23 protein-coding genes are annotated in these 21,871 nt (G+C 67.7%); 9 read left to right on the forward strand and 14 right to left on the reverse strand.

Going from position 1 to position 21,871, the window contains the following annotated elements:
• Positions 1-220 precede the first annotated feature (220 nt).
• Entirely contained in the window at positions 221-1,744 is a 1,524-nt protein-coding gene (locus tag LCL61_RS39395; protein WP_340684439.1) for an MFS transporter, read from the reverse strand.
• Positions 1,745-1,866: 122 nt separating this feature from the next.
• Here LCL61_RS39395 and LCL61_RS39400 point away from each other — a divergent pair, with 122 nt between their 5' ends.
• Positions 1,867-2,544 (forward strand): TetR/AcrR family transcriptional regulator, encoded by a 678-nt coding sequence (locus LCL61_RS39400; protein WP_340684440.1) that lies wholly within the window; start codon positions 1,867-1,869, stop codon positions 2,542-2,544.
• A 25-nt stretch (positions 2,545-2,569) separates the two neighbouring features.
• Here LCL61_RS39400 and LCL61_RS39405 read toward each other — a convergent pair whose 3' ends face one another.
• Positions 2,570-3,493: a hypothetical protein gene (locus LCL61_RS39405; protein ID WP_340684441.1), complete on the reverse strand. Its 924-nt coding sequence runs from the start codon at positions 3,491-3,493 to the stop codon at positions 2,570-2,572.
• Between the two features lie 247 nt (positions 3,494-3,740).
• Between LCL61_RS39405 and LCL61_RS39410 the strand changes: the two genes are divergently transcribed.
• Complete coding sequence (locus LCL61_RS39410) at positions 3,741-3,893, forward strand: PspC domain-containing protein (protein ID WP_016331469.1); 153 nt, start codon at positions 3,741-3,743, stop codon at positions 3,891-3,893.
• A gap of 7 nt (positions 3,894-3,900) precedes the next feature.
• Here LCL61_RS39410 and LCL61_RS39415 read toward each other — a convergent pair whose 3' ends face one another.
• The 7 genes from LCL61_RS39415 to LCL61_RS39445 form a co-directional block, all read right to left on the reverse strand.
• Positions 3,901-4,662, reverse strand: a complete 762-nt coding sequence (locus tag LCL61_RS39415; RefSeq protein ID WP_340684442.1) for an NPP1 family protein — start codon at positions 4,660-4,662, stop codon at positions 3,901-3,903.
• 195 nt (positions 4,663-4,857) lie between these two features.
• On the reverse strand, positions 4,858-6,036 hold the full coding sequence (locus LCL61_RS39420; protein WP_340684443.1) for a sn-glycerol-3-phosphate ABC transporter ATP-binding protein UgpC: 1,179 nt from the start codon (positions 6,034-6,036) through the stop codon (positions 4,858-4,860).
• Between the two features lie 3 nt (positions 6,037-6,039).
• The gene (locus LCL61_RS39425) at positions 6,040-6,882 is read right to left on the reverse strand and encodes a carbohydrate ABC transporter permease (RefSeq protein WP_034313318.1); all 843 of its coding nucleotides are present in this window, start codon (positions 6,880-6,882) and stop codon (positions 6,040-6,042) included.
• A complete protein-coding gene (locus tag LCL61_RS39430; protein ID WP_340684444.1) occupies positions 6,882-7,832 on the reverse strand; it encodes a sugar ABC transporter permease in 951 nt (316 codons plus the stop codon). Before LCL61_RS39430 ends, LCL61_RS39425 begins: the two co-directional genes overlap by 1 nt.
• On the reverse strand, positions 7,829-9,151 hold the full coding sequence (locus LCL61_RS39435; protein ID WP_340684445.1) for an ABC transporter substrate-binding protein: 1,323 nt from the start codon (positions 9,149-9,151) through the stop codon (positions 7,829-7,831). The genes LCL61_RS39430 and LCL61_RS39435 overlap by 4 nt, the downstream gene beginning before the upstream one ends.
• Positions 9,152-9,399: 248 nt before the next feature.
• On the reverse strand, positions 9,400-9,912 hold the full coding sequence (locus tag LCL61_RS39440; protein WP_340684446.1) for a general stress protein: 513 nt from the start codon (positions 9,910-9,912) through the stop codon (positions 9,400-9,402).
• A 146-nt stretch (positions 9,913-10,058) separates the two neighbouring features.
• Entirely contained in the window at positions 10,059-11,255 is a 1,197-nt protein-coding gene (locus tag LCL61_RS39445; protein WP_126736350.1) for an acyl-CoA dehydrogenase family protein, read from the reverse strand.
• Positions 11,256-11,691: 436 nt separating this feature from the next.
• Here LCL61_RS39445 and LCL61_RS39450 point away from each other — a divergent pair, with 436 nt between their 5' ends.
• Both LCL61_RS39450 and LCL61_RS39455 read left to right on the forward strand, forming a co-directional pair.
• On the forward strand, positions 11,692-12,042 hold the full coding sequence (locus LCL61_RS39450) for a DUF4190 domain-containing protein (RefSeq protein ID WP_340684447.1): 351 nt from the start codon (positions 11,692-11,694) through the stop codon (positions 12,040-12,042).
• A 49-nt stretch (positions 12,043-12,091) separates the two neighbouring features.
• Positions 12,092-12,742 (forward strand): DUF4190 domain-containing protein, encoded by a 651-nt coding sequence (locus tag LCL61_RS39455; protein ID WP_340684448.1) that lies wholly within the window; start codon positions 12,092-12,094, stop codon positions 12,740-12,742.
• A gap of 76 nt (positions 12,743-12,818) precedes the next feature.
• Here the strand turns inward: LCL61_RS39455 and LCL61_RS39460 are convergent, their stop codons facing one another.
• Positions 12,819-13,655 (reverse strand): slipin family protein, encoded by an 837-nt coding sequence (locus LCL61_RS39460; RefSeq protein WP_340684449.1) that lies wholly within the window; start codon positions 13,653-13,655, stop codon positions 12,819-12,821.
• 88 nt (positions 13,656-13,743) lie between these two features.
• On the opposite strand from LCL61_RS39460, the gene LCL61_RS39465 reads away from it, so the two are divergent.
• The 4 genes from LCL61_RS39465 (at position 13,744) to LCL61_RS39480 (ending at position 17,740) form a co-directional block, all read left to right on the forward strand.
• Positions 13,744-14,655 carry an aminoglycoside phosphotransferase family protein gene (locus tag LCL61_RS39465; protein ID WP_340684450.1) on the forward strand — a complete coding sequence of 304 codons (912 nt, stop codon included), beginning with the start codon at positions 13,744-13,746 and terminating at the stop codon, positions 14,653-14,655.
• A 44-nt stretch (positions 14,656-14,699) separates the two neighbouring features.
• Entirely contained in the window at positions 14,700-15,998 is a 1,299-nt protein-coding gene (locus LCL61_RS39470) for a magnesium transporter MgtE N-terminal domain-containing protein (protein ID WP_340684451.1), read from the forward strand.
• The gene (locus LCL61_RS39475) at positions 15,991-16,500 is read left to right on the forward strand and encodes a DUF1003 domain-containing protein (protein ID WP_340684452.1); all 510 of its coding nucleotides are present in this window, start codon (positions 15,991-15,993) and stop codon (positions 16,498-16,500) included. The genes LCL61_RS39470 and LCL61_RS39475 overlap by 8 nt, the downstream gene beginning before the upstream one ends.
• A 94-nt stretch (positions 16,501-16,594) precedes the next feature.
• Complete coding sequence (locus LCL61_RS39480; RefSeq protein WP_340684453.1) at positions 16,595-17,740, forward strand: Mrp/NBP35 family ATP-binding protein; 1,146 nt, start codon at positions 16,595-16,597, stop codon at positions 17,738-17,740.
• Between the two features lie 81 nt (positions 17,741-17,821).
• On the opposite strand, the gene tatB is transcribed toward LCL61_RS39480, so the two are convergent.
• Positions 17,822-18,241 carry a Sec-independent protein translocase protein TatB gene (tatB, locus tag LCL61_RS39485; RefSeq protein ID WP_340684454.1) on the reverse strand — a complete coding sequence of 140 codons (420 nt, stop codon included), beginning with the start codon at positions 18,239-18,241 and terminating at the stop codon, positions 17,822-17,824.
• A gap of 55 nt (positions 18,242-18,296) precedes the next feature.
• Positions 18,297-19,838: a S1C family serine protease gene (locus LCL61_RS39490; RefSeq protein ID WP_340684455.1), complete on the reverse strand. Its 1,542-nt coding sequence runs from the start codon at positions 19,836-19,838 to the stop codon at positions 18,297-18,299.
• A gap of 261 nt (positions 19,839-20,099) precedes the next feature.
• Here LCL61_RS39490 and LCL61_RS39495 point away from each other — a divergent pair, with 261 nt between their 5' ends.
• Complete coding sequence (locus LCL61_RS39495; RefSeq protein ID WP_340684456.1) at positions 20,100-20,507, forward strand: hypothetical protein; 408 nt, start codon at positions 20,100-20,102, stop codon at positions 20,505-20,507.
• A 9-nt stretch (positions 20,508-20,516) separates the two neighbouring features.
• On the opposite strand, the gene LCL61_RS39500 is transcribed toward LCL61_RS39495, so the two are convergent.
• Entirely contained in the window at positions 20,517-21,194 is a 678-nt protein-coding gene (locus tag LCL61_RS39500) for a zf-HC2 domain-containing protein (RefSeq protein WP_340684457.1), read from the reverse strand.
• The gene (sigE, locus tag LCL61_RS39505) at positions 21,191-21,790 is read right to left on the reverse strand and encodes an RNA polymerase sigma factor SigE (RefSeq protein WP_016331450.1); all 600 of its coding nucleotides are present in this window, start codon (positions 21,788-21,790) and stop codon (positions 21,191-21,193) included. The genes LCL61_RS39500 and sigE overlap by 4 nt, the downstream gene beginning before the upstream one ends.
• Between the last annotated feature and the right edge of the window lie 81 nt (positions 21,791-21,871).

Genomic DNA, 21,871 nt, shown 5'->3' on the forward strand with positions numbered 1-21,871 from the left:
GTCCCTCAAGTGTCATGAAAGGGTCGTTCAGGACATTATTTGTCCTGAACGACCCTTTCATGACATCCGGCGGTGGCGTTCCGCACAACCACGCCGCGCGAAGGACGCCTTCCCCTCATGCCATGCGGGGAAAGTCCCCTTGACACCCCTCCCCGTGCCAGGAAAGGACCGTTCCTTGCAAATTTTGCACGGAACGGTCCTTTCCTAGCATTCGAGGGACCTACATGTGCACGGCGACCGGCGCACCCTCCGAAGCACCTTCGGGAGCCTTCGCCGGAGCACCCGACCGCAGCAGCAGCCCGCAGATCACCGCACCGATGACGAAGATCCACCCGCCCCACACGAAAGCGGTCGTGTAGCTGTGCACTGCCGCTTCGGCCGCCAGTTGCGCCGAAGGCAACTTCCCGGCCGTGAACGACGTCGCCGCGTTACCGGCCAGCGTGCTCAGCAGCGCGGTCCCGATCGAGCCGCCGACCTGCTGCGCGGTGTTGACCGCCGCCGACGCGACACCGGCGTCGTGCGTGTCGACGCCGAAGGTCGCGACGCTCATCGCGGGCGCCATCGCGAGGCCGATGCCGACACCCATGACCATCAGCGGGAACAGCACCCCGCCGGCGTACGTGCTGGTGACGTCGATGGCCGAGAGCCAGAACAGCCCCGCCCCCGCGATCAGCATTCCCAGTGACACCAACGGTTTCGCGCCGAACTTCGGCAGCAGCACGGCCGTCGCCGATGTCGCGCTGGCCATCAGGGTGGCCACCATCGGCAGGAACGCGACCCCGCTCTGCACCGGCGTGAACCCGAGGTTCAGCTGGATGTAGAAGGTGAGGAACAGGAAGATCGAGAACATCCCGATGGCGAGCAGGAACATCGCGAGGTACGAGCCGCCGCGGTCGCGGTCGAGCAGCACGCGCAGCGGCAGGAGCGGATGCGAGACCCGCTGCTGGATCGCCACGAAAGCGGCGAGCAGCACGACACCGGCGGCGAGGAAACCCCACACCGAGACCGAGGACCACGAGTCGCGCTCGGCGTTCGCGAAGCCGTAGACGAGCGCGAAGAGACCGGCCGACGCGGTGATCGTGCCCGGGATGTCGAGCTTCGGGCGCGGGCCGTCGGTTTCGGAGTTCTTCAGCAGCACGGCCGAACCGGCGAACGCGATCGCCGCGAAGATGATGTTGACGTACATCGACCAGCGCCAGTCGAGGTACTCGGTCAGCACGCCGCCGAGCAGCAGGCCGATCGCCGCGCCGCCACCGCCGATCGCGCCGAAGACCCCGAACGCCTTGCCGCGTTCCTTCGGGTCGGTGAAGGTCGTGGTCAGCAGCGAAAGGGCGGCCGGGGCGAGAAGCGCGCCGAAGACACCTTGCGCGGCGCGGGCGACGAGCAGCATTTCGATACTGGTGGCGGCGCCGCCGATCGCGGACACGATGGCGAAACCGGCGAGCCCGACGAGGAACGCGCGTTTGCGGCCGAAGAGATCCGCGAGCCGCCCGCCCAGCAGGAGCAGGCTGCCGAACGCGAGCGCATAGGCGGTGACGACCCATTGGCGGGCGTCGTTCGAGAACTCGAGGTCCTGCTGCGCCGACGGCAGCGCGATATTCACGACGGTGGCGTCGAGGACGACCATCAGCTGAGCGAGGCCGATCATCACCAGGATCAGCCATCTCCTGGAGTGGTGCGGGTTGGCGTGCTGCGCGGCCGCGTCCCCCGGCGGCGTGGCGACAGCGGTGGATGAGTCAGACATACGGGCGGTTTCCTCACCGATAGTGACGAAGAAGCTATGTGGAGTAGGTATCTCCCCTTTCCGCGCCCAAGGTACACAAGAAGTGGAGAAGTGTCCTCTACTTCGTTTGTTAAGCTGGACGAATGGCTCGGGAACTCGCTCCTGCCGCACCGGCGCGGCCGCTGCGGCGCGACGCTGAACTCAACCGGCAGCGCATCATCGCGGCGGCACACACTGTCTTCGGAAAGCGCGGGCTCGAAGCGACTCTGGACGACGTCGCGCATCACGCGGGCGTCGGCGTGGGCACCGTCTATCGTCGATTTCCGAGCAAAGAACACCTGGTCGAAGCCATGTTCGTCGACCAGTTCGAGACGATCCGCGAGTTCGCCGAAGAAGCGCTTCGCGCCGAAGATCCCTGGGAGGGATTCGCAGGCTTCACGTGGCGCGCGGCCGAACTGCACGCCGGTGACCGCGGGTTACGTGAAGTCATGCTGTCGAACGTCTTCGGCCAGGAGCGCGTCGCCGAGGCGAAATCCCGCATGGTGCCGTTGATCACACAGCTCGTCGAACGGGCTCAGGCGGCCGGTGCCCTCCGCGCCGATTTCGTGCCGACGGACATACCGCTCCTGCACCAGATGCTCGGCTCGGTCATCGAGTTCACGCACGGTATCCAGCCGGACCTGTGGCGCCGGTGCCTCGCGATGCTGCTGGACGGCCTGCGCGCCGAACCCGGATGCGCCACCGCGTTGCCGCATCCGCCGCTGGACGTCGAGGCGCTGGACGAGGCGATGTGCTCGTTCCGGCTGCCCAAGCTGCGCTAGCCCCGCATTTGGTCCTCTGAATGCGTCAAGGGAGCTTCGGGAACACCGCGACGGCGACCTCGCGCGCCGCCGCGCAGGTGGCGTCCTCCGGCGCCCCGTCGACGCCCACCACCGAGAGCATCGCCTGCTCGACCCGGTCCGGGGTGCCGGGGATCGGCCGGTGCGTGGTCACCTGGCAGAACGCGCCGGACGTCGTGACCTGGGCCTGCCGGCCGCCCAGCGCCTCCGTCGCGCCCGGCGTGGTGTCCGCGCCCACCGACAGCGAGAAGCTGACCTTGCCGCGGATGCAGCTGTGCCCGGACAACGCCGGGGCCGGTTTGGTCTCCGGACCGGCGGCGGCGTCGAGCTCGTGCTGGTCGAGCGGCGCGCACGGGGCGACCCGGCCCCACGAACGCTGGTCGAGGTTCAGCCGCCCGACCTTGCGCGCGCCGATCACGCCGGCCGCGCCGTCGACCGTCGCGTCGGCGATCCGGCAGCGGCCGGCCTGATCGGCGGGCGCCGTGTCGTCGGAGGTCACCGTGATGGACAGCCTGATCCCGTCGGCGAAGGTGAGCAGCCGGGTGCATGCGGTGTCCTCGTTGAACGTCGACCGCTGGACGCTGACGCCTTCCGGCAGCGGACCGGCGTATTCGTACGGCTGATTGTTCGGATCCTGCCCGGAAGTGATCGGGCCGGTGGTCACGGTGTAGCGATTGGCGCCCTCGACGAATTCGAGGCGGCAGAACTCGAAAGACGTCAACGGCGGTTTGACCGCGTTTCCGCCGCCGATCACTTTCCGCTGGTCGACAAGGCTGCAGTAATCGAGCGACGAGTATTCCCCGAGCGCCTCGGAAGCGGTCAGGGCCTCCCCACCCGCCGTGGTCGACGGCGCCACCGCCGGTTCCGGGGTGGAACAGGCCGCGGCGAGGAACAGGCCGCAGAGTACTGCGCTGAGTCTCTTCGAGGGCACCGGAGCAGTATCGTCAAAAGATCGCGGAACACCAGCCCCTACGGGCGAAGAACACAGGGGCCGCCACGTTTTCCCAGGTGACCGCCTTACCGCGATTTCACGCCCTTAAGGGTGCGTTTCGTTCCGCGGTGGGATGCGGCAGGGCCGTCACGAGACGAGAATGGGTCTCACACACCGTGACGACCGAGAGGGAAGTACCGTGACGAACCCCGTAGCCGCCCGCCTGACCCGACCGCGCCAGGGCCGCATGATCGGCGGCGTCTGCGCCGGTCTCGCCAAACGCTTCGGCACCACGCCGGGCAAGGTCCGTCTGCTCGCCGTGCTGTCCTGCCTGCTGCCCGGCCCGCAGTTCATCGTCTACCTCGTGCTGTGGCTCGCCCTGCCCGAGAGCGAGTACTGAGCCGGCCTCAGCCGTGGGGATCGAAGGGGATGCCCGCCGGTTTGGCCTTTCCCAGATTGTGTTCGAAGGCGCCGTCCTTGATCGCCAGGCTCGCGCTGCCGAAATCGGCGCGGACGAGCGTGTCCCGGATACCGGGCGGGAACCCGTCCCAGCTGACGAGGTCCGGGTACTGCCAGGCGTTGTAGTGGTTCTCCGGCGGTTCGGTCGCGCTCGCGATGCGGAAGCAGTGGGTGCTCGCGCCGTCCTTGTGATAGACGATCTTCGGGTGGGTCCCCTCCCAGGAGACCTTGGAGCGGTCGTGAGTGGAGTAGTTGCCGTGCGCTGACGTCGAGACGTACCGGGCCTGGCCCTCGTTGACCCAGACGACGACGTGTTCGATGTCGTGCCGGTGCCCGCAGCAGTCGATGCCCGGGACGGCCTGGTCCTTTTCGAAGTAGAGGTCGTAGAGGTGGGCGCACCAGCCGTTGTTGCACTTCGACCGCGCGTAGGAGTTGGTGTTGTCGAGGTCCGACCGGTCGCGACACTGACCGTTGAGGGCTCCGGAGTTCTTGAGACCGGTGGCGATCGCGCCGGTCGGTGAGATCGCGGGCGTCGGGTAGCAGCCGTCGGTGTCGTAGTCGAACGCGGGCTGCCACTTGCGATCGGCTTCGGTCGCGTTCGCCGGCAAGGCCTGTGGTGGTTCGGCCCAGGCGACGGCGGGGGCGAGCGTGGTGATGAGGACCGCTCCGACCAGGCCCTGCAGGAGACGGCGTGACAGCTTCTTCGGCAAGGCAGGCGCCCTTCTCTAGGTACCGATGCGGGGCCGAGGATCCCCGATCGCCCATGAGACGTACACCGCCGAAGGTGGGGAATTCACGATGTCCGAAGTGGACAACCGCAACTCGCGTGATCGAAGGCGTAATTCGCGTGAAGGCCCCCTCCCCGCCGAGGCGGGAAGAGGGCCTTCAGTGTTCGGCGAAGCGAGCTAGTCGGTGTAGGTCAGGTTCTTGCCGCTGGCCCCGTCGAACAGCTTGATCTTGTCCGCGTCGAACCACAGCTCGACGTCCTGGTTCTCCGCCGCCGCCGAGGCCGCCGAGAGGCGGGCCACGATCTGCGACTCGGAACCGGGGACGTCCGAGGAACCGCTGTCGGCGGCGAGATCCGCGAGGTCGGACGACGACGCGGCCTCACCCTCGACCGAGAAGTGCGCGAACTTCTCGGAACCCATCGACTCGAGGACATCGACGTGGGCGGTGAACGTCGCGCCCTGGCGGGCAGCGGCGTCCACCAGCGCGGCGTCCTCGAAGTGCTCCGGCCGGATGCCGACGATGACCTCACGCGGCGCGTTGGCCGCTTCGACCAGCCGCCGTACCCGGTCGGTGAGCGGGATGTCGCCCAGCGCGCTGCGGGCCGTCCCGTTCTCCAGCGTCGCGGGCACGAAGTTCATCGACGGGCTGCCGATGAACCCGGCCACGAACAGGTTCGCCGGGTTGTCGTAGAGGAACTGCGGCGACCCGATCTGCTGCACGTGGCCCGCCCGGAGCACGACGACCCGGTCGCCGAGGGTCATGGCCTCGGTCTGGTCGTGCGTGACGTAGAGCGTCGTCGTACCCAGCTGTTTCTGGATCTTCGACACCGACGTCCGCATCTGGCCGCGGAGCTTCGCGTCCAGATTGGACAGTGGCTCGTCCATCAGGAACGCCTTGGGATTGCGGACGATCGCCCGCCCCATCGCGACGCGCTGGCGCTGACCACCGGAGAGGTTCGCCGGTTTGCGGTCCAGATGACCGGTCAGGTCGAGGATCTGCGCCGCCTCCTCGACCTTCGCCCGCACCGTCCGGTCGTCGACCTTGGCCAGCCGCAACGGGAACGCCATGTTCTCCCGCACGCTCATATGCGGGTACAGCGCGTAGGACTGGAACACCATCGCGATGTCGCGGTCCTTGGGTGCCTTCTCGTTGACGCGCTGGCCGTCGATGCGCAGTTCGCCGGAGGAGATGTCCTCCAGCCCCGCGACCATGTTCAGCGTCGTGGACTTCCCGCAGCCGGACGGGCCGACCAGGATGATGAACTCACCGTCGGCGATCGTGATGTCCACTTCGGACACCGCGAGGGCGCCGTCGGGGTACTTCTTGGACACTTTTTCGAGAACGATTTCAGCCATGGGTCAGCCCTTCACCGCACCGGACGTCAGCCCCGCCACGATGCGACGCTGGAAGAACAACACGAACAGGATGATCGGGACGGTGATCACCACGGCGGCCGCGGAGATCGTCCCGGTGGGGTCTTCGAACTGCGAGGACCCCGTGAAGAACGACAGCGCCGCCGGGACCGTGCGCGAGGCCTCGGTCGAGGTCAGCGAGATCGCGAACAGGAAGTCGTTCCAGCAGAAGATGAACACCAGGATCGCGGTGGTGAACACCCCCGGTGCCGCCAGGGGCGCGATCACCTTCCGGAACGCCTGCGCCGGGGTCGCGCCGTCCATCTTCGCCGCCTTTTCCAGCTCCCACGGGATTTCCCGGAAGAACGCGGACAGCGTGTAGATCGACAGCGGCAGCGCGAACGTGATGTAGGGCAGGATCAGCCCCGGCCAGGTGTCGAACAGGCCCAGCTCACGTTCGATGTTGAACAGCGGCGTCACCAGCGACACCTGCGGGAACATCGCGATCAGCAGCGACATCCCGACCAGCACCTGCTTGCCGGGGAAGTCCAGCCGCGCGATCGCGTACGCCGCCATCGTGCCGAGGACGACCGCGATCACCGTCGCGATGATCGCGATCCCGATCGAGTTCACCAGTGCCCTGATGAACTCCGTGGTCTCGAAGATGTCCGCGTAGTTCTGCCACGTCCATTCCGACGGGATGAAATTCCCGTCGTCCAGGGTCTCCTTGGTCTTGAACGAAAGCGAGACCACCCACAGCACCGGGAACAGCGCGAACACCAGGACCAGGATGTCGACGAGACCCCACTTGAACTTGCGGCCGGGAGTGACCGCTCCACCGATCGCCATCAGCGCTTACCCCCATTGTCACTGCCGGGTGCGGCCGTGCCGAACACCTTGATGAAGATGAACGCGATGATCGCCACCGTGAGGAAGATCAGCACCGCCATCGTCGACCCGATCCCGAGGTTCAGGCCCTTGACCAGGTTGTTGTAGGTCTGCATCGACACCGAAGACGTGTCCTGCGCGCCGTTGGTGAGCACGAAGATGTTGTCGAAGATGCGGAACGCGTCCAGGGTGCGGAACAGCAGCGCCACCAGGATCGCGGGCTTCATCACCGGCAGCATCACCTTCGTGAACCGCTGCCACGCCGTCGCGCCGTCCATCGCCGCGGCCTTCAGCAGGTCGTCCGGCACCAGCGCCAGGCCCGCCATCAGCAGCAGCGCCATGAACGGGGTCGTCTTCCACACCTCGGCCAGCACGATGATCGCCAGCGATGGCCAGTACTCGGTCAGCGGCGCGCTGTCCGGGAAGAACAGGTTGGCCAGGTAGCCCGTGTCCGGCGTCCAGGCGTAGTACCAGGAGAACGCCGCGACCACCGTCACGATTCCGTACGGGATCAGGGCGACCGTCCGCACGAGGCCCCGTCCGACGAGCGTCCGGTGCATGATCAGCGCCAAGCCCATGCCGAGGACGAACTCGATCACCACCGAAACGATGGTCAACCCCATCGTCGTCCCGAACGCCGTCCACCAGTAGCCGTTGGACAGCACCGCGATGTAGTTGTCGAGGCCGACGAACTCCTGCTGCGCCGGGAACCTGAGGTCGTAGCGCTGCAGGGAGAGCCAGATCGAGTAGATGATCGGGTACCCGGTGACCGCGATCATCACGATCGCCGCCGGGGCGCACAGCCACAGCCCGAGCCTGCGCTCGGCCTTCTTTCCTTCACTGAGAACGGGTTTGGCCTTCTTGCCCGGCTTGCTCCCAGTCGCCGTACCGGCGGTTTCCTGCACGGTCACGGGATCACTCCCTTCGACTGGAGCGCGTCGGCGAGTTCTTCCTTGAGTTTCTCCGCCGTCTTCCGCGGATCGATCTCGGACGGCGGGGAAAGCACCTTCGACAACACCGTCGAGGCGTTCTGGTAGGCCGGGGTCAGCGGCCGCACCGCGGCGTCCTTGAGGGCCTCCAGGATCGTTTCCCGCATCGGGTACTTCGTGTCCATACTCGGGTTGTCGTCACTCTGCGGCGCCGTCGCGTCGAGTGGCAGCGTGTCCGTGTAGAGCGATTCGATCGTCGGCGGGACACCGTCCTTGAGCGCGGAGAACTTCTGGTTCTTCGCGCTGCGCAGGCACAAAGCGACCTCGTAGGCCTCGGCCTTGTGCTTCGAGGTCGAGCTGACCGCCAGGTTGTAGCCACCGATCGTGGTCTTGGCGGGCTTGCCCGCTTCGAACTCCGGATAGGTGGTCCACTTGAAGTGCTTCAGCTCGTCCTTCTTCTCCTTGGCGTAGGAGGCGTAGACGAACGGCCAGTTCAACTCGAAGGCGGCGTTCCCGCGCTGGAAGGCCTGGCGGACCTCGTCCTCCTTGGAGTTGGTCAGCGACGGGTCGGTGATCCCGGCCGTGGTGACCTTCTTGAGCATCTCCAGCGCCTTGATCGCGCCCTCGTCCATCACGACCGACTTGCCGTCGTCGGAGAGGATCTTGCCGCCCGCCGACTCGACGAGCGTGTTGTAGATGACGACCAGGCCTTCGTACTGCGCGCCGGTGAACACGACGTTCGCCGGCTTGCCCTGCGCCTTGAGCGCCTGGGCCTGCTGGATCATCTCGTCCCAGGTCTTCGGCGGCGTCGGGGTCAGCCGATCGTCGTACCAGAGCAACTGGACGTTGGTGTTCTTGGTCGCCGCGTAGAGCTTTCCGTTCCACGTGGCGGTTTCGAGGGGACCCGGCAGGACACCCGCGGTCGCCTCGGCCTTGGCTTCACCGGTCCATTCGTCGATCCAGCCCGCCTCGGCGAACTCCGAGACCCAGGTGACGTCCAGCCCCAGTACGTCGAGCGAATCGTCCCCGGCGGCCAGCCGTCGCACCATCTGTTCCCGCTGGCCGTCGGCCGGGCGCGGGAGCTTGTTGTACACGACCTCGTACCGCCCTCCCGAGGCCTTCGTGCAATCGTCCACAACGGACTGGAAATTGTCTTCGGGCGCGTAGTAGACGTTGATCTTCAGCCCGGCATCCGAACCGCAACCCGCCAGCAAGCCGGCCGTCAGCGCTGCCGCGCCGAGTAGCGAGCCGGTGCGGCCTGGTGAGCGGCCCCTCCGGCTCGCGCTCATCCTCTTCCCCATGAGGCCTCCTCACCCGCGCACGCCTGGGGAGCGGCGGCACTAGGACGCGTTGAAGAAGCCCGCGCGCCAGCACCCCGACGTGCTAGTGCTCGGGCGGACACGCTGGAGTACGCGACCGCCCGACTGGTGTTGTGCAACCTATTCCGGGCGATCACCGCCCGCAAGCAGTATCGGTAACGATTCAGCGGACCGCACGACGAACAGGTGAACAAGTACCGCCGAATGTCAGTGGCCTGGACTCGGAGTCATCAGGTGGGACGGCCGCCCAACGCCAGCTGGGCGAGGAGCTCGCGCCCCTGTTCGGCCGAACGCGGCTGGCAGAGCACGTCGTAGCGGCCGGCGACCAGCTGGCTCGCGGAGGAGAAGTCGCGGCGGGACATGCCGTAGCTGATCGCCGCGAAGACCGTCCACGCCAGGATGCCGAGCACGAGCCCGCCGATCATGGGCTGCCAGGCGAAACCCTGGTTGTTGAACATGCCCAGCAGCAACCCGATGATCAGGCCGAACCACGCGCCGGACACCGCGCCCGTGCCGAGCACCCGGCCCCAGCTCAGCCGTCCGACGACGCGCTCGACGAGCATCAGGTCGACGCCGACGATGGTCACGTCGGAGACCCCGAACTCCTTCTCCGCGAGGAAACCGACGGCTTGCTGGGCTTCGCCGTACGTCGCGTAGGAACCGATCGGCCAGCCGGTAGGCGGTGTCGGCAGCCTGGGCAGCCCACCCGCGGCCCGGCCGCTTCCGCCAAAGGGAGCACTCACGTAATCACCTCTCGCCCATCCTGGTCCATCTTCTCAAGGACGGGCGAAAGGTGCGAACGTGAGCTGAAGGACGCCTTCCCCTCATCGGACGCGGTGAAGGGAGCTTTCACCACGTAGGACGCGGTGAAAGCGTCCTTCAGCGCCCGTCAGGAGCGGGACTTGTATTCGCGGAGCAGGCCGCGGCTGATGATGGTCTTCTGGATCTCGCTGGTGCCTTCGCCGATGAGCAGGAACGGCGCCTCGCGCATGAGGCGTTCGATCTCGTATTCCTTGGAGTAGCCGTAGCCGCCATGGATGCGGAAGGAGTCCTGGGTGACCTCGGCGCAGTACTCGCTCGCGATCAGCTTCGCCATCCCGGCCTCGACGTCGTTGCGCTCGCCGGAGTCCTTGAGGCGGGCGGCGTTGACCATCATCAGGTGCGCGGCCTCGACCTTGGTGGCCATCTCGGCGAGTTTGAACGCGACCGCCTGGTGCTCGGCGATGGCCTTGCCGAACGTCTTGCGCTGCTGGGCGTACTCCACCGCGAGCTCGAACGCGCGGATCGCGATCCCGCAGGCGCGGGCGGCGACGTTGACGCGGCCGACCTCGACACCGTCCATCATGTACGCGAAGCCCTTGCCCGGCGCTTCGCCGAGGACCTTGTCGGCACCGATCTTGAAGCCGTCGAACACGGCCTCGGTGGTGTCGACGCCCTTGTAGCCCATCTTGTCGATCTTGCCGGGGATGGTGAGGCCGGGAGCGACCTCGCCGAAGCCCTCGGGCTTCTCGACCAGGAAAGTGGTCAGGTTCTGGTGGGCCTTCTCGGCACCTTCGTCGGTCTTGACGAGCAGCGCGATCAGGTTGGAGCTGCCTCCGTTGGTCAGCCACATCTTCGAACCGTCGATGACGTAACCGTCGTCGGTCCTGCGGGCGCGGGTCTTGATCGCGGCGACGTCGGAGCCGAGATCCGGCTCGGACATCGAGAACGAGCCGCGGACCTCGCCGGTCGCCATCCGCGGCAGGAAGTGCTGCTTCTGCTCCGGCGTCCCGTGTTGCTTGATCATGTGCGCGACGATGAAGTGCGTGTTGATGACGCCGGAGACGCTCATCCAGCCGCGCGCGATCTCCTCGACCACGAGCGCGTAGGTCAGCAGCGATTCGCCGAGGCCGCCGTACTCCTCCGGGATGGTGAGCCCGAACAGGCCCATCTCCTTCATCCCCTCGACGATGTCGGCGGGATAGGTGTCGGAATGCTCGAGCTCCTGCGCGCGCGGGATGACCTCCTTGTCCACGAACTGGCGGACCGTGGCCAGGATTTCGGACTGCACGTCGGTCAAGCCGGCGGTCTGGGCGAGGCGAGCCATCGCTGCTCCCTAAATTCGCGCGCACCGGGCTCCCGGCGCTGGGTTACCGGTGAGTATGACGCCTGCACGGAGACCTCGCTATGAGCGCAGTCACGCGTACGCCATCCGTGACCATGGCATTACAGTGCCAGGCCGATCACAGTCCGAGGGAACGAAATGTGGTTCAGCAGCCCTTTGGCGGATTCCCGCCACACCAGCAGTACGCCTTTCCGAACCAGCCTCCGGCGCGGGGCAAGGACTCCGGCCTGGCGACCGCCGCCCTGATCTTTTCACTCTTCGGGTTGATCGGACTGGTGTCGTGATCCGAGGGATCGTCCTGGGCCACGCCGCCTGATGATCGTCCTGTACGCCATCGCGATCCCCGTCGCGCTGAACATCGCCGCGAAACACGGGGCTTTCCGGTAGCGATACGGTCCTCGTCGACGAGGGGACCAGCATGACGAATCCGCATGATCCGTACGGCCGGCAGCCCTACGGTCTCCAGCCTTACCAGCCACCTCAGCAGTACTACGTCCAGCAGGCCTACGTGCGGCCGCCGGACCAGGGCATGGCGGTGGCGTCACTGGTGTGCTCGCTGATCGGGCTGATCATGTGCTTCCCGGCGATCTTGGGGATCGTCTTCGGGCACATCGCGCTCTCGAAGGCCAAACGCGGCGAAGCGGGCGGCCAGGGCATGGCGCAGGCGGGCATGATCATCGGATACGTCGTCACCGCGCTCTGGCTGATCCCGGTCATCCTGTGGTTCGTTTTCGTCGTGCTCGCGATCGGAGCCGCGGGCGTCTCGTGACCCGTCCCCGGATACGGTGGTGTCCCGCACGAACCAGGGGGCCAACCGGATGAGCAGTTCCGACTCGCAGGACACACCGTCGACGTCGTCCTACACCGACTCGAACACCTTCTCGGACCCGACTTCGGCGCCCGAAACCGTGTCAGGCCCGGCGGAACCGCAGCAGTTCCAGCCGCCGGCGCCCTTCACGCCGCCTCCGCCGTTCGAGCCACCCACTCCGTTCGAGCCGCCTTCGGCCTCAGCGCCGGACCCTGTACCCCCTCACGACCCGGCTCCCGTTCCGGTTCCGGTCGAGACGTACGGGCAGGCCATCGACCCGCTGACCGCCGAGCCCGTGCCGCCGCCCTACGCGACTCCGGAGCCGCCGGCCCCGCCGGTGTACACGCCCGTGCCGTTGCCCGCCGCGTACCCGCCGCCGCAGCCGTACAACCCGTACGCGGCGGTGGCTCCCCCGCGATCGCAGGACAACGGGATGGCGATCGCCGGGCTGGTGTGCTCACTCATCGGGATCTGCTCCTGCGTGACGGTGATCGTCGGGCTGATCCTGGGGCATATCGGGCTGGCGAAGGCGAACCGCGGTGAGGCGGGCGGGCGCGGCATGGCGCTCGCGGCGGTGATCATCGCCTACGTCGTGATCGCGCTGTACGTCGGTTTCGGCGGCACGATGATCATCCTGGGCGTGAACGGCCAACTCGATTAGCAGCGGGAATGTGGCGGCGCGTGAAGGCGGCGGTGGCCTCGCGAGTGGTAAGGACGGTTAGAACCGTCCTTACCACTCACGAGACTTGACCGACATCACCCGGTTCCCTGGGCGCCGGCGCCACCTGACCGTTGGCCTCCGGCTCTTCCGGCACTCCCCGCTTCGGCGTGTTCGCGTCGAGGAAACGCAGCAGCTCCACCGGGAACGGCAAGACCAGCGTCGAGTTCTTCTCCGCCGAGACCTGCACGACGGTCTCGAGCAGCCGCAACTGCAACGCCGCCGGAGTGTCGGCCATGGTCGCGGCCGCCTGCGAAAGCTTGTGCGACGCCTGCAACTCCCCGTCCGCCGAGATGACCCGCGCCCGCCGTTCGCGTTCGGCTTCGGCCTGGCGCGACATCGAGCGTTTCATCGACTCCGGCAGCGCGACGTCCTTGATCTCGACCCGGTCGATGTGGATGCCCCAGTCCAAGGCCGGGCTGTCGATCATCAGCTCCAGGCCCTCGTTCAGCCGTTCTCGGTTCGACAGCAGGTCGTCCAGGTCGCTCTTGCCGATGATCGACCGCAGCGAGGTCTGCGCGACCTGCCCGACGGCCGAGCGGTAGTCCTGCACGTTGACCGCGGCCAGCACCGGGTCGATCACCTTGAAGTACACGACCGCGTCGACCCGCACGGTGACGTTGTCGCGGGTGATGCCGTCCTGTGCGGGGATCGGCATCGTGACGATCTGCATGTTGACCTTCTGCAGCCTGTCCGCGATCGGCACCAGCAGTGCGAGCCCCGGCTGCCGGATGGCCGGGCGCACCCGCCCGAACCGGAACACGAGACCGCGTTCGTACTGTTTCACCACGCGAAGGCTGGCCGCGAGCCACGCACCGCCCGCGACGGCGACCGCACTGAGAATCTCCACCACCATGGCTGCTCCCGGGGTTGTTCTCGCTGTTCACGGTACGCCCGGCGGGTCACGGGGGAAACACGGTGGACAAGCCTGCCAAGGTGGGTTCGTGACCGGTTTCAAGATCCCGCCCAAGTTCCTCGACCGCGCCGCCGAACTCGGCCCCGGAGCCGCCGAGTGGCTCGACTCCCTCCCGTTCCTCGCCGAGAAGTACACCGCCAAGTGGCAGCTCGAATACGACGGCGAGGCCATGCACGGCTTCGTCGGCGTCGCGCAGCCGGTGCGCCGAGCGGACGGCTCCCCCGCGATCCTCAAACTCGGCTGGCCGCACGAGGAATCCGATGACGAACCGCTCGCACTGTCCACTTGGGCCGGTCAGGGCGCGGTTTTGATGTACGACAACGTGCCCGAGGACGGCGTGCTGCTGCTGGAGCGGCTCGACGCCACCAGGTCGCTCGAAACGGAGCCGATCCGGGAGGCCGTCGAGACCGTCGGCGCCCTGGCACGACGGTTGGCCGTCCCCGCTCCCGAAACGCTGCAGCGATCCCTTCGCGAGGAAGCCGCGGAACTGGTCACCGGACTCCCGGAGACCTGGAGCGAGCTGGGCGAACCGTTCGATCGCAAGTACCTCGACGCCGCCGTGGAAATCTGCGTGAACCTCGGACCGGAGGCCGGTGAGCTGATGGTGAACGAGGACCTTCATTTCGAGAACGTCCTCGCCGGGACGCGCGAACCGTGGCTGGTGATCGACCCGAAGCCGCTTTCGGGTGATCTCGAGTTCGGCGCGATCTCGATCCTCTGGAACCGGGCGAACGAGTCCACAATGGACGAAAAGCTCGCGTGGTTCGCCGCGGCCGCCGGGGTGGACGCCGAACGCGCGCGGGCGTGGACGCTGGTCCGCGCGGTGCAGAACTGGACCTGGCTGTACGAAGACCTCGCGGAGGGCGCCTCGCCCGAGACCCTCGCCGAAGACCCGGCCTACGCCGCCGTTCCCGGAATCGCCGACTGGGCATTGCGGTGATCACACGAATCGTCTCGGGCCCCGGGAGCGGATAACCTTCGGGCATGGCAGCCGTGAACAGGGTATTCGCAGCTCAGCTGGCCGGTTTGCCGGTTTTCGGCCCCGATGGTGAATCGATCGGCAAGGTGCGGGACCTGGTGGCGGGCCTGCGCTTGGACCAGCAACCCCCGCGGATCCTGGGCATCGTGGTCGAGCTGACGACGAGGCGCCGCGTGTTCGTGCCGATGTTGCGCGTGACCTCGATCGAGCCCAGCGCGGTCACGCTCGCCACCGGATCGGTGAACATGCGGCGGTTCCACCAACGGCCCAACGAGGTGCTGGTGGTCGGGCAGCTGTTCGACGCGCACGCCACCCTCGCCGGCTCGGACACGCGGGTCACCGTCGTCGACGCCGGCATGGAACCGACCCGGACGCGGGACTGGGTGCTCGCGAAACTCGCGATCCGGGAACGGTCGAGCAGGCTCGGCCTCGGCAGACGGCGCTCGGCGATGCAGGTGCTGCCGTGGGCGGAGGTGTCCGGGCTCGGGCTCACCGACCTGACCGGCCAGACCCAGGGCGCGGCGCAGCTGCTGATGCTGTTCGACACCATGCGCGCGGCCGACGTCGCCGCCACGGTCCGCGATCTGCCGCTCAAACGACGGCACGAGGTCGCCGACGCGATGGACGACGAGCACCTGGCCGACGTCATCGAGGAGCTTCCCGAAGACGACCAGAAGGAACTGCTGTCCTACCTCGCCGAGGAACGCGCAGCCGACATCCTGGAAGCGATGGACCCCGACGACGCCGCCGACCTGCTGGCCGAATTGGCTCCCGCCGAGCAGAACCGGTTCCTGGAGCTGATGGAACCCGAGGAGTCGGCGCCGGTGAAGCGGCTGCTGGAGTACTCCTCCGACACCGCGGGCGGGTTGATGACGCCCGAACCGGTGGTGCTGACGCCGGACGCCACGGTCGCGGAGGCGCTCGCGCACATCCGCAACGCGGACCTCCCGGTGGCGCTGGCGAGCATGGTGTTCGTCTGCCGTCCGCCGACGGAGACGCCGACCGGGCGCTTCGTCGGCGTCGTGCACTTCCAGCGTCTGCTGCGCGAACCACCCGCGGAGATGGTGGCGAGCGCCGTCGACTCGCAGCTGCCCGCGCTGCGGCCGAACGCCACCTTGTCCGAGGTCACCCGCTACTTCGCCGCCTACAACCTCACCTGCGGGCCGGTGGTGGACGCCGAGGACCACCTGCTCGGCGCGGTCACCGTCGACGACGTGCTCGACCACCTACTCCCCGAGGACTGGCGCGAGACCGGCCTGCACGACATCACCGGAGAGATCACCGAGGAGGCCGAACGTGCCTGAACTGATGTCCGGGCGGCGGCTCGACCAGCCCCGCGGCCAGAGCCGGTTCAGGCTGAACATCGATCCGGACACCTTCGGCAGGCTCACCGAACGGGTCGCGCGGTTCCTCGGCACCGGCAAGTACCTGTTCTGGCAGACGCTGATCGTCATCGTCTGGATCGTGCTGAACCTGGTCGCGGTCTCGCTGCGATGGGACCCGTACCCGTTCATCCTGCTGAACCTGGCGTTCTCGACTCAGGCCGCGTACGCCGCGCCGCTGATCCTGCTGGCGCAGAACCGGCAGGACGACCGCGACCGCGTCTCGCTGGAGGAGGACCGGAACCGCGCCGCGCAGACGAAGGCCGACACCGAGTACCTCGCGCGGGAGCTGGCTTCGCTGCGGATCGCGCTCGGCGAGGTCGCCACCCGGGACTTCCTGCGGGGCGAACTCGACCGGCTCCGTGAGGATCTTGATGCCAAGCCGCGCAAGGCCAAACCCGACCGCGCCCCTACCGGTACTTGATTTTTGCGGATGAGCCCCGACCGCGATCCCATCGCCGGGGCCTTCAATCAGGCGGGTTTGTCCAGCTCCGCCTACCGGTACGTAACATGGTGGGGTGACCAGTACGCAGCAACTCCCCAGCGTCGACGATGTCCGCACCGCGCTGAAGGCCGTGTACGACCCGGAGATCAAGAAACCGATCACCGAACTCGGCATGGTCAAGGACGTGGAGGTCGGCTCGGACGGTGTGGTCACCGTCGGGATCTACCTGACGGTCGCCGGTTGCCCGCTGAAGGCGACGTTGACCAACGACACCACCGAAGCCGTCAAGAAGCTCCCCGGCGTCAGCGACGTCCGGGTCGAGCTCGACGTGATGAGCGACGAGCAACGCACGGAGCTGCGAAAATCGCTGCGCGGCGACGCCGCGGAGCCGGTGATCCCGTTCGCGCAGCCCGGTTCGCTGACGCGGGTCTACTGCGTCGCGTCCGGCAAGGGCGGTGTCGGCAAGTCCTCGGTGACGGTGAACCTCGCGGCCGCGATGGCCGAACGCGGGCTTTCCGTCGGCGTGGTGGACGCGGACATCTACGGGCACTCGGTGCCGCGGATGCTCGGAGCGCGGGAGAAGCCGACCAAGGTCGACACCATGATCATGCCGCCCCAGGCGCACGGCGTGAAGGTCATCTCGATCGGCATGTTCACCCCGGGCAACACCCCCGTGGTGTGGCGCGGGCCGATGCTGCACCGCGCGTTGCAGCAGTTCCTCGCCGACGTGTTCTGGGGCGACCTCGACATCCTGCTGCTGGATCTGCCGCCGGGCACCGGTGACATCGCGATCTCGGTGGCGCAGCTGATCCCGAACGCGGAGATCCTGGTCGTCACCACTCCGCAGCAGGCGGCCGCCGAGGTGGCCGAGCGCGCGGGCGCGATCGCGCTCCAGACGCGGCAGCGCGTGGCCGGGGTCATCGAGAACATGTCGTGGCTGGAGACGCCCGACGGGCAGAAGATGGAGATCTTCGGATCCGGCGGCGGGCAGTCCGTGGCCGACTCGCTGTCGAAGTCGGTCGGGTCGACCGTGCCGCTGCTCGGGCAGGTCCCGATGGACCCGCGCGTGGTCTCCAACGGCGACGCCGGGACGCCGATCGTGCTGGCCGAGCCGGACGCCCCGGCGTCGCTCGTGCTCAAGGAGGCGGCGAAGAAGCTGACCGTCCGGGCACGCGGGCTGGCCGGGATGATGCTGAACGTCACTCCCGCCGGCCGCTGACGGCCCCTCTTACGCATTTAGTCCTCTGAATGCGGTACTTGCGCACGCAAGGACCGCATTCAGAGGACTAAATGCGTGGGGTCAGGTCGCGTCCGGGTCGACCGGCGGGCGCTCCCCCGGCTTCAGAGGCTCGGGCTGCGAAGCCGTCGCCGGGTAGCCGTTGGGCTTCGAAGCGCCGTTGGCACCGTTCGTCCCGTTGGTGCCGTTGATGTTGTTGAGCCCCAGCGGATCCGAGTCACCGTCGAACAGGTGCTGGGTGACGACCCGCTTCGGGTCGAAGTTCCGCAGGCCCCTCAGGTCCTCCAGCGGCTTGCGCAGCTGATCGAACTCCGGGCCCATCTCCTCGCGCAACTGCGTCTTGGCCCCGGTCGCGAAGTCGCGGACCTTGCGGACGCTCTTCGCCACCCAGGACGCCGCTTCGGGCAGCCGTTCCGGACCGAGGATGAAAAGACCCGCGACGACGATGATGAGGATCTCTCCCCAGCCGACACTCTCGAACACCCGTGTGAACCTCCGCCTCGGCGTCTTCCCCGTTCAGGGTACCCGGCCGAACTCGCTAGTCCGAGGCCAGTTTCACGTCCACGACAAGAGAAGACCCATCCCGGACAAGGCGGACAGGGACCACTTCGCCGACTTCGCGGGCGCGGACCGCGACGAGCAGTTCCGCCGAGTCGCGCACGAGCCGTCCGCCGACTTCCGTGATGACGTCGCCTTCTTTGATCCCGGCGGAGGCCGCGGGGCCGCCAGGGGCGACGTTGCGGACCTGTGCGCCCATGGTGCTGGAGCCCGCGACGGTCGACGAAGCGTTGATGCCGATGTCGGGATGGACGACCTTGCCGTCCTTGATCAGTGTTTTCGCGATTTTCACCGCGTAGTCACTGGGGATGGCGAACCCGATGCCGATGCTGCCGCCTTCGGCGCTGGAAGAGCGGATCGCGGAGTTGATCCCGACCAGCGCCCCGGTCGCGTCGACGAGCGCGCCGCCCGAGTTTCCGTGGTTGATCGCGGCGTCGGTCTGGATGGCCTCGTAGATCACCGGCGCGCTCCCGCCGTCGCCACCGGCGGTCACCGGGCGGTTGAGCGCGCTCACGATGCCCGCGGTGACCGAGTTCTGCAGCGCCAGCGGCGAACCGACGGCGATCACCGAGTCGCCGACGGCGAGGTCGGAAGACTTCCCGACCTGCAGCGCGGTCAGGTTCTTGACGTCGACCTTGACCACGGCGAGGTCGGTTTTGGGGTCGGCGCCGACGACCTTCGCCTCGACGCGCCTGCCGTCGAAGAACACGGCGGTGACCTTGGTGGCCGCGTCGGCCGTCGCGGCGGAGATCACGTGTTCGTTCGTGAGCACGTAGCCCTGGGTGTCGATGACGACGCCGGAGCCCTGCTGGCCCGCGTCGGCGCCGGGTTTGAACACTTCGAGCGAGACCACGGCGGGCGCCACCCGGTGGGCGATGTCCGCGATCGAACCCGCCGGACGCTCCTTGGCCGCGTCGGCTTCGGAGATGCTTGCCTGCCCGGTCAGTTCGGTGCCGGTGTCGGCGAACCACCAGCCGATCAGCCCGCCGGCGGCGCCGATTACCAACGCGACGGCGGCGAGCATCGCCAGCGCCTTCGTCTGCACACGCCGCCCGAAAAGGACCTCCGGAAGGCTCAGCAGCGCACCCTGCGGGCGCTTCGCGTCCTTCTCCTCTTCCGAGTCCTGGTGCACGGCGGGCCCGGCGAGCACCGCGCCGGACGAAGGGTCGCGCCAGGGATCCGAGGTCGTGGTCCAGAGCGGGCCTTCGGCGCCGTTCGCGGACGGTGCGGAGCCGTTGGTCCCGTGCGGCCGCTCCAGCACGACACCTTCGGCGCCCGGCGGGCGGCGGAAGGCCTCGGCGAGCGATTCCGGCGTGGGGGGCGCGAGGTTCAGACCCGGCGCGGACTGCCCGTTGGCGCCTGGCTGGTACAGCTTGTCGAAGGCACCGTCGACACCGTGCGGCCTGCCGAACGTGGCCGCCTGCGCCGGATCGACGGCGGGCCTGGCCAGCGGGCGCGGCGCCAGCCGATCCCCCGCCGGGTCACCAGGCTGCTGCGGATTCGCGTTCGGCTGCTCGGTCATCATTCCCCGGGGCTGAGATCAGGTTGGCCGGACGCGAGAGTACGCCAGGCCTTACCCGGGATTCTGCCGTGACCACGGTGAAGTGCGCGTTGATTCCCCGAACCGGCGAGAAATGTGACACTTGAGGCAACTATGTCTCACGTCTGGCAGTCCAACGGGCATGCCGGAGAACCCGGGGCTCCTTTTCCGCCTCAGAACGTCCCTCACCAGCAATGGTCTCAGCAGCCGCCCAAGCAGAAGGGCTTCTCCTGCAAAGTCCAAATGGTCCTGTTCGCCATATCCATCGGCGGATTCGCCGTGATCATCACGCTGAACAACATCGCGGGGCCGGAGAAGCAGGCCAAAACGCTGAGCGAGGGCGACTGCGTCGTGCTGACCGGAGCCGGCGAGGAGGCCGACGCGGTCCCGACTCCGTGCGATTCACCGCAAGCGTCATACGCGGTGAGCCTCACCGGGGTCACAAGGGCGACTGGAACGGCAAGGACGGTTTCTACAACACCACCGCCGCTGAAGGACTGCGGCTCGGCGCGGCTGAAGATCAGCGAGGTCTTCCCGGAGGCGAGCGTGGCGAACAGTCCGTGCGCCGAGGGCACGGCTGAGGTCGTCTCCTACGCCGGCTACGCGACTTCGAAGTTCAAGAGCGCGACCATCTGCTTCGTCACGCCCTGACGAAGCAGATCAGCGGGCGGACACCGGCATGGGCACGCTGGGCGTGCTCGGGCTCGGCGTGGTGCTGCGCGGCGGTTCCGGCTGGGCGCCGCCGCCCAGCTGCGCGGGAAGCAGCCCGGCGTTGACGCCTTGCGGCGGGGTGAAACCGGTGGTCGGCTGGTCTTCGGTGCCGTCACCCGAGGTCGCGACGAGGGCCAGGGCGCTCAGGACCAGGCCCGAAACGACGACTCCGGCGCCCTGCGCGTACTTCCGCCGGGCGAGACCGAACCGCCCGCCGCCGAGGACGTTCGGCGACTGGCCCAGTGGCGCCGTTGATCCCAACGGCGCCGTACCGCCCAAAACCCCGGTGTCGCGCAGTCCGGCGACCCGGTCGGGCCGCTGGATGGCCACCAGCTGACCGTCGGCGGTCATCGCCAGGTTGTCCGGTGTGCCGGGAAGTTCGGTGTTCTGCGGGATGGAGCACAGGCTGGCCAGGAAACCCGCCGACATCGACGGGGCTCCCGCCTGCTTCACGGCGGCGACGGCCTGGCGCTGCGCGGTCACCTCTGCCGCGCACGCCTGGCAGCGGGCGATATGCGCCGAGGCCCTGTCCTGGGCACCGAGGGACAGCTCCCCGTCGACGAAGGCGACGATGGCGTCCGGAAGCAGATGCGACTCGGGGAGTCCCCAACCTCGCGGTGCGGTCATACCCCCACCTTCGCAGACTCCTGCGCCGCGGCGCGACGGCGCTCCAAAGAAGCGCGAAGCGCCTGGCGGCCGCGGTGGATCCGGCTGCGCACGGTGCCGAGCTTGACACCCAGGGTGGCGCCGATCTCCTCGTACGAGAGGCCTTCGACGTCGCACAGCACGACCGCGGCACGGAACTCGGGCGGCAACTCGTCGAGCGCGGCCTGCAGATCCGGGTCGAGATGGGTGTCCGAGTAGACCTGCTCCGGGCTCGGGTCGTCACCGACGATGCGGTCGGTGTCCTCGGGGAGGCCTTCCATCCGCACGCGCGAGCGGCGGCGGGCCATGTCGAGGAAGAGGTTCGTGGTGATGCGGTGCAGCCAGCCTTCGAACGTGCCGGGCTTGTAGGACGCGAGGGAGCGGAAGACCCGGATGAAGGTCTCCTGCGTCAGGTCCTCGGCGTCGTGGGCGTTACCGGTCAGGCGGTACGCCAGCCGGTACACGCGGTCGGCGTGTTCACGCACGACCTCGTCCCACGAGGGCGGCGTCCATGCGGCCTCGTCCACCGTCACCGGCGTGACCTGGTCCGCGTGCTGGTCCTGCATCGTTTCCTGCATCGGGGAAGTAGGCACCTCCATCAGCGTCTTCTCCCAACTACTCCACCCAACGCGGGCGATGAGCACGGTGTTCCCGTTGTC

The organism is Amycolatopsis coloradensis, assembly GCF_037997115.1.
Classification (GTDB): Bacteria; Actinomycetota; Actinomycetes; order Mycobacteriales; family Pseudonocardiaceae; genus Amycolatopsis; species Amycolatopsis coloradensis_A.

Excerpts from the sequence above, each read along its gene's own strand:
- LCL61_RS39425 (WP_034313318.1), bottom strand. The coding sequence starts at position 6,882 with ATGGCGATCGGTGGAGCGGTCACTCCCGGCCGCAAGTTCAAGTGGGGT.
- LCL61_RS39470 (WP_340684451.1), top strand. The coding sequence starts at position 14,700 with ATGGCAGCCGTGAACAGGGTATTCGCAGCTCAGCTGGCCGGTTTGCCG.
- LCL61_RS39410 (WP_016331469.1), top strand. The coding sequence starts at position 3,741 with ATGATCGGCGGCGTCTGCGCCGGTCTCGCCAAACGCTTCGGCACCACG.
- LCL61_RS39420 (WP_340684443.1), bottom strand. The coding sequence starts at position 6,036 with ATGGCTGAAATCGTTCTCGAAAAAGTGTCCAAGAAGTACCCCGACGGC.
- LCL61_RS39455 (WP_340684448.1), top strand. The coding sequence starts at position 12,092 with ATGAGCAGTTCCGACTCGCAGGACACACCGTCGACGTCGTCCTACACC.
- sigE (WP_016331450.1), bottom strand. The coding sequence starts at position 21,790 with ATGCAGGAAACGATGCAGGACCAGCACGCGGACCAGGTCACGCCGGTG.
- LCL61_RS39445 (WP_126736350.1), bottom strand. The coding sequence starts at position 11,255 with ATGGCTCGCCTCGCCCAGACCGCCGGCTTGACCGACGTGCAGTCCGAA.
- LCL61_RS39395 (WP_340684439.1), bottom strand. The coding sequence starts at position 1,744 with ATGTCTGACTCATCCACCGCTGTCGCCACGCCGCCGGGGGACGCGGCC.
- LCL61_RS39435 (WP_340684445.1), bottom strand. The coding sequence starts at position 9,151 with ATGGGGAAGAGGATGAGCGCGAGCCGGAGGGGCCGCTCACCAGGCCGC.
- LCL61_RS39490 (WP_340684455.1), bottom strand. The coding sequence starts at position 19,838 with ATGACCGAGCAGCCGAACGCGAATCCGCAGCAGCCTGGTGACCCGGCG.
- LCL61_RS39495 (WP_340684456.1), top strand. The coding sequence starts at position 20,100 with ATGGTCCTGTTCGCCATATCCATCGGCGGATTCGCCGTGATCATCACG.
- LCL61_RS39450 (WP_340684447.1), top strand. The coding sequence starts at position 11,692 with ATGACGAATCCGCATGATCCGTACGGCCGGCAGCCCTACGGTCTCCAG.
- LCL61_RS39460 (WP_340684449.1), bottom strand. The coding sequence starts at position 13,655 with ATGGTGGTGGAGATTCTCAGTGCGGTCGCCGTCGCGGGCGGTGCGTGG.
- LCL61_RS39400 (WP_340684440.1), top strand. The coding sequence starts at position 1,867 with ATGGCTCGGGAACTCGCTCCTGCCGCACCGGCGCGGCCGCTGCGGCGC.
- LCL61_RS39500 (WP_340684457.1), bottom strand. The coding sequence starts at position 21,194 with ATGACCGCACCGCGAGGTTGGGGACTCCCCGAGTCGCATCTGCTTCCG.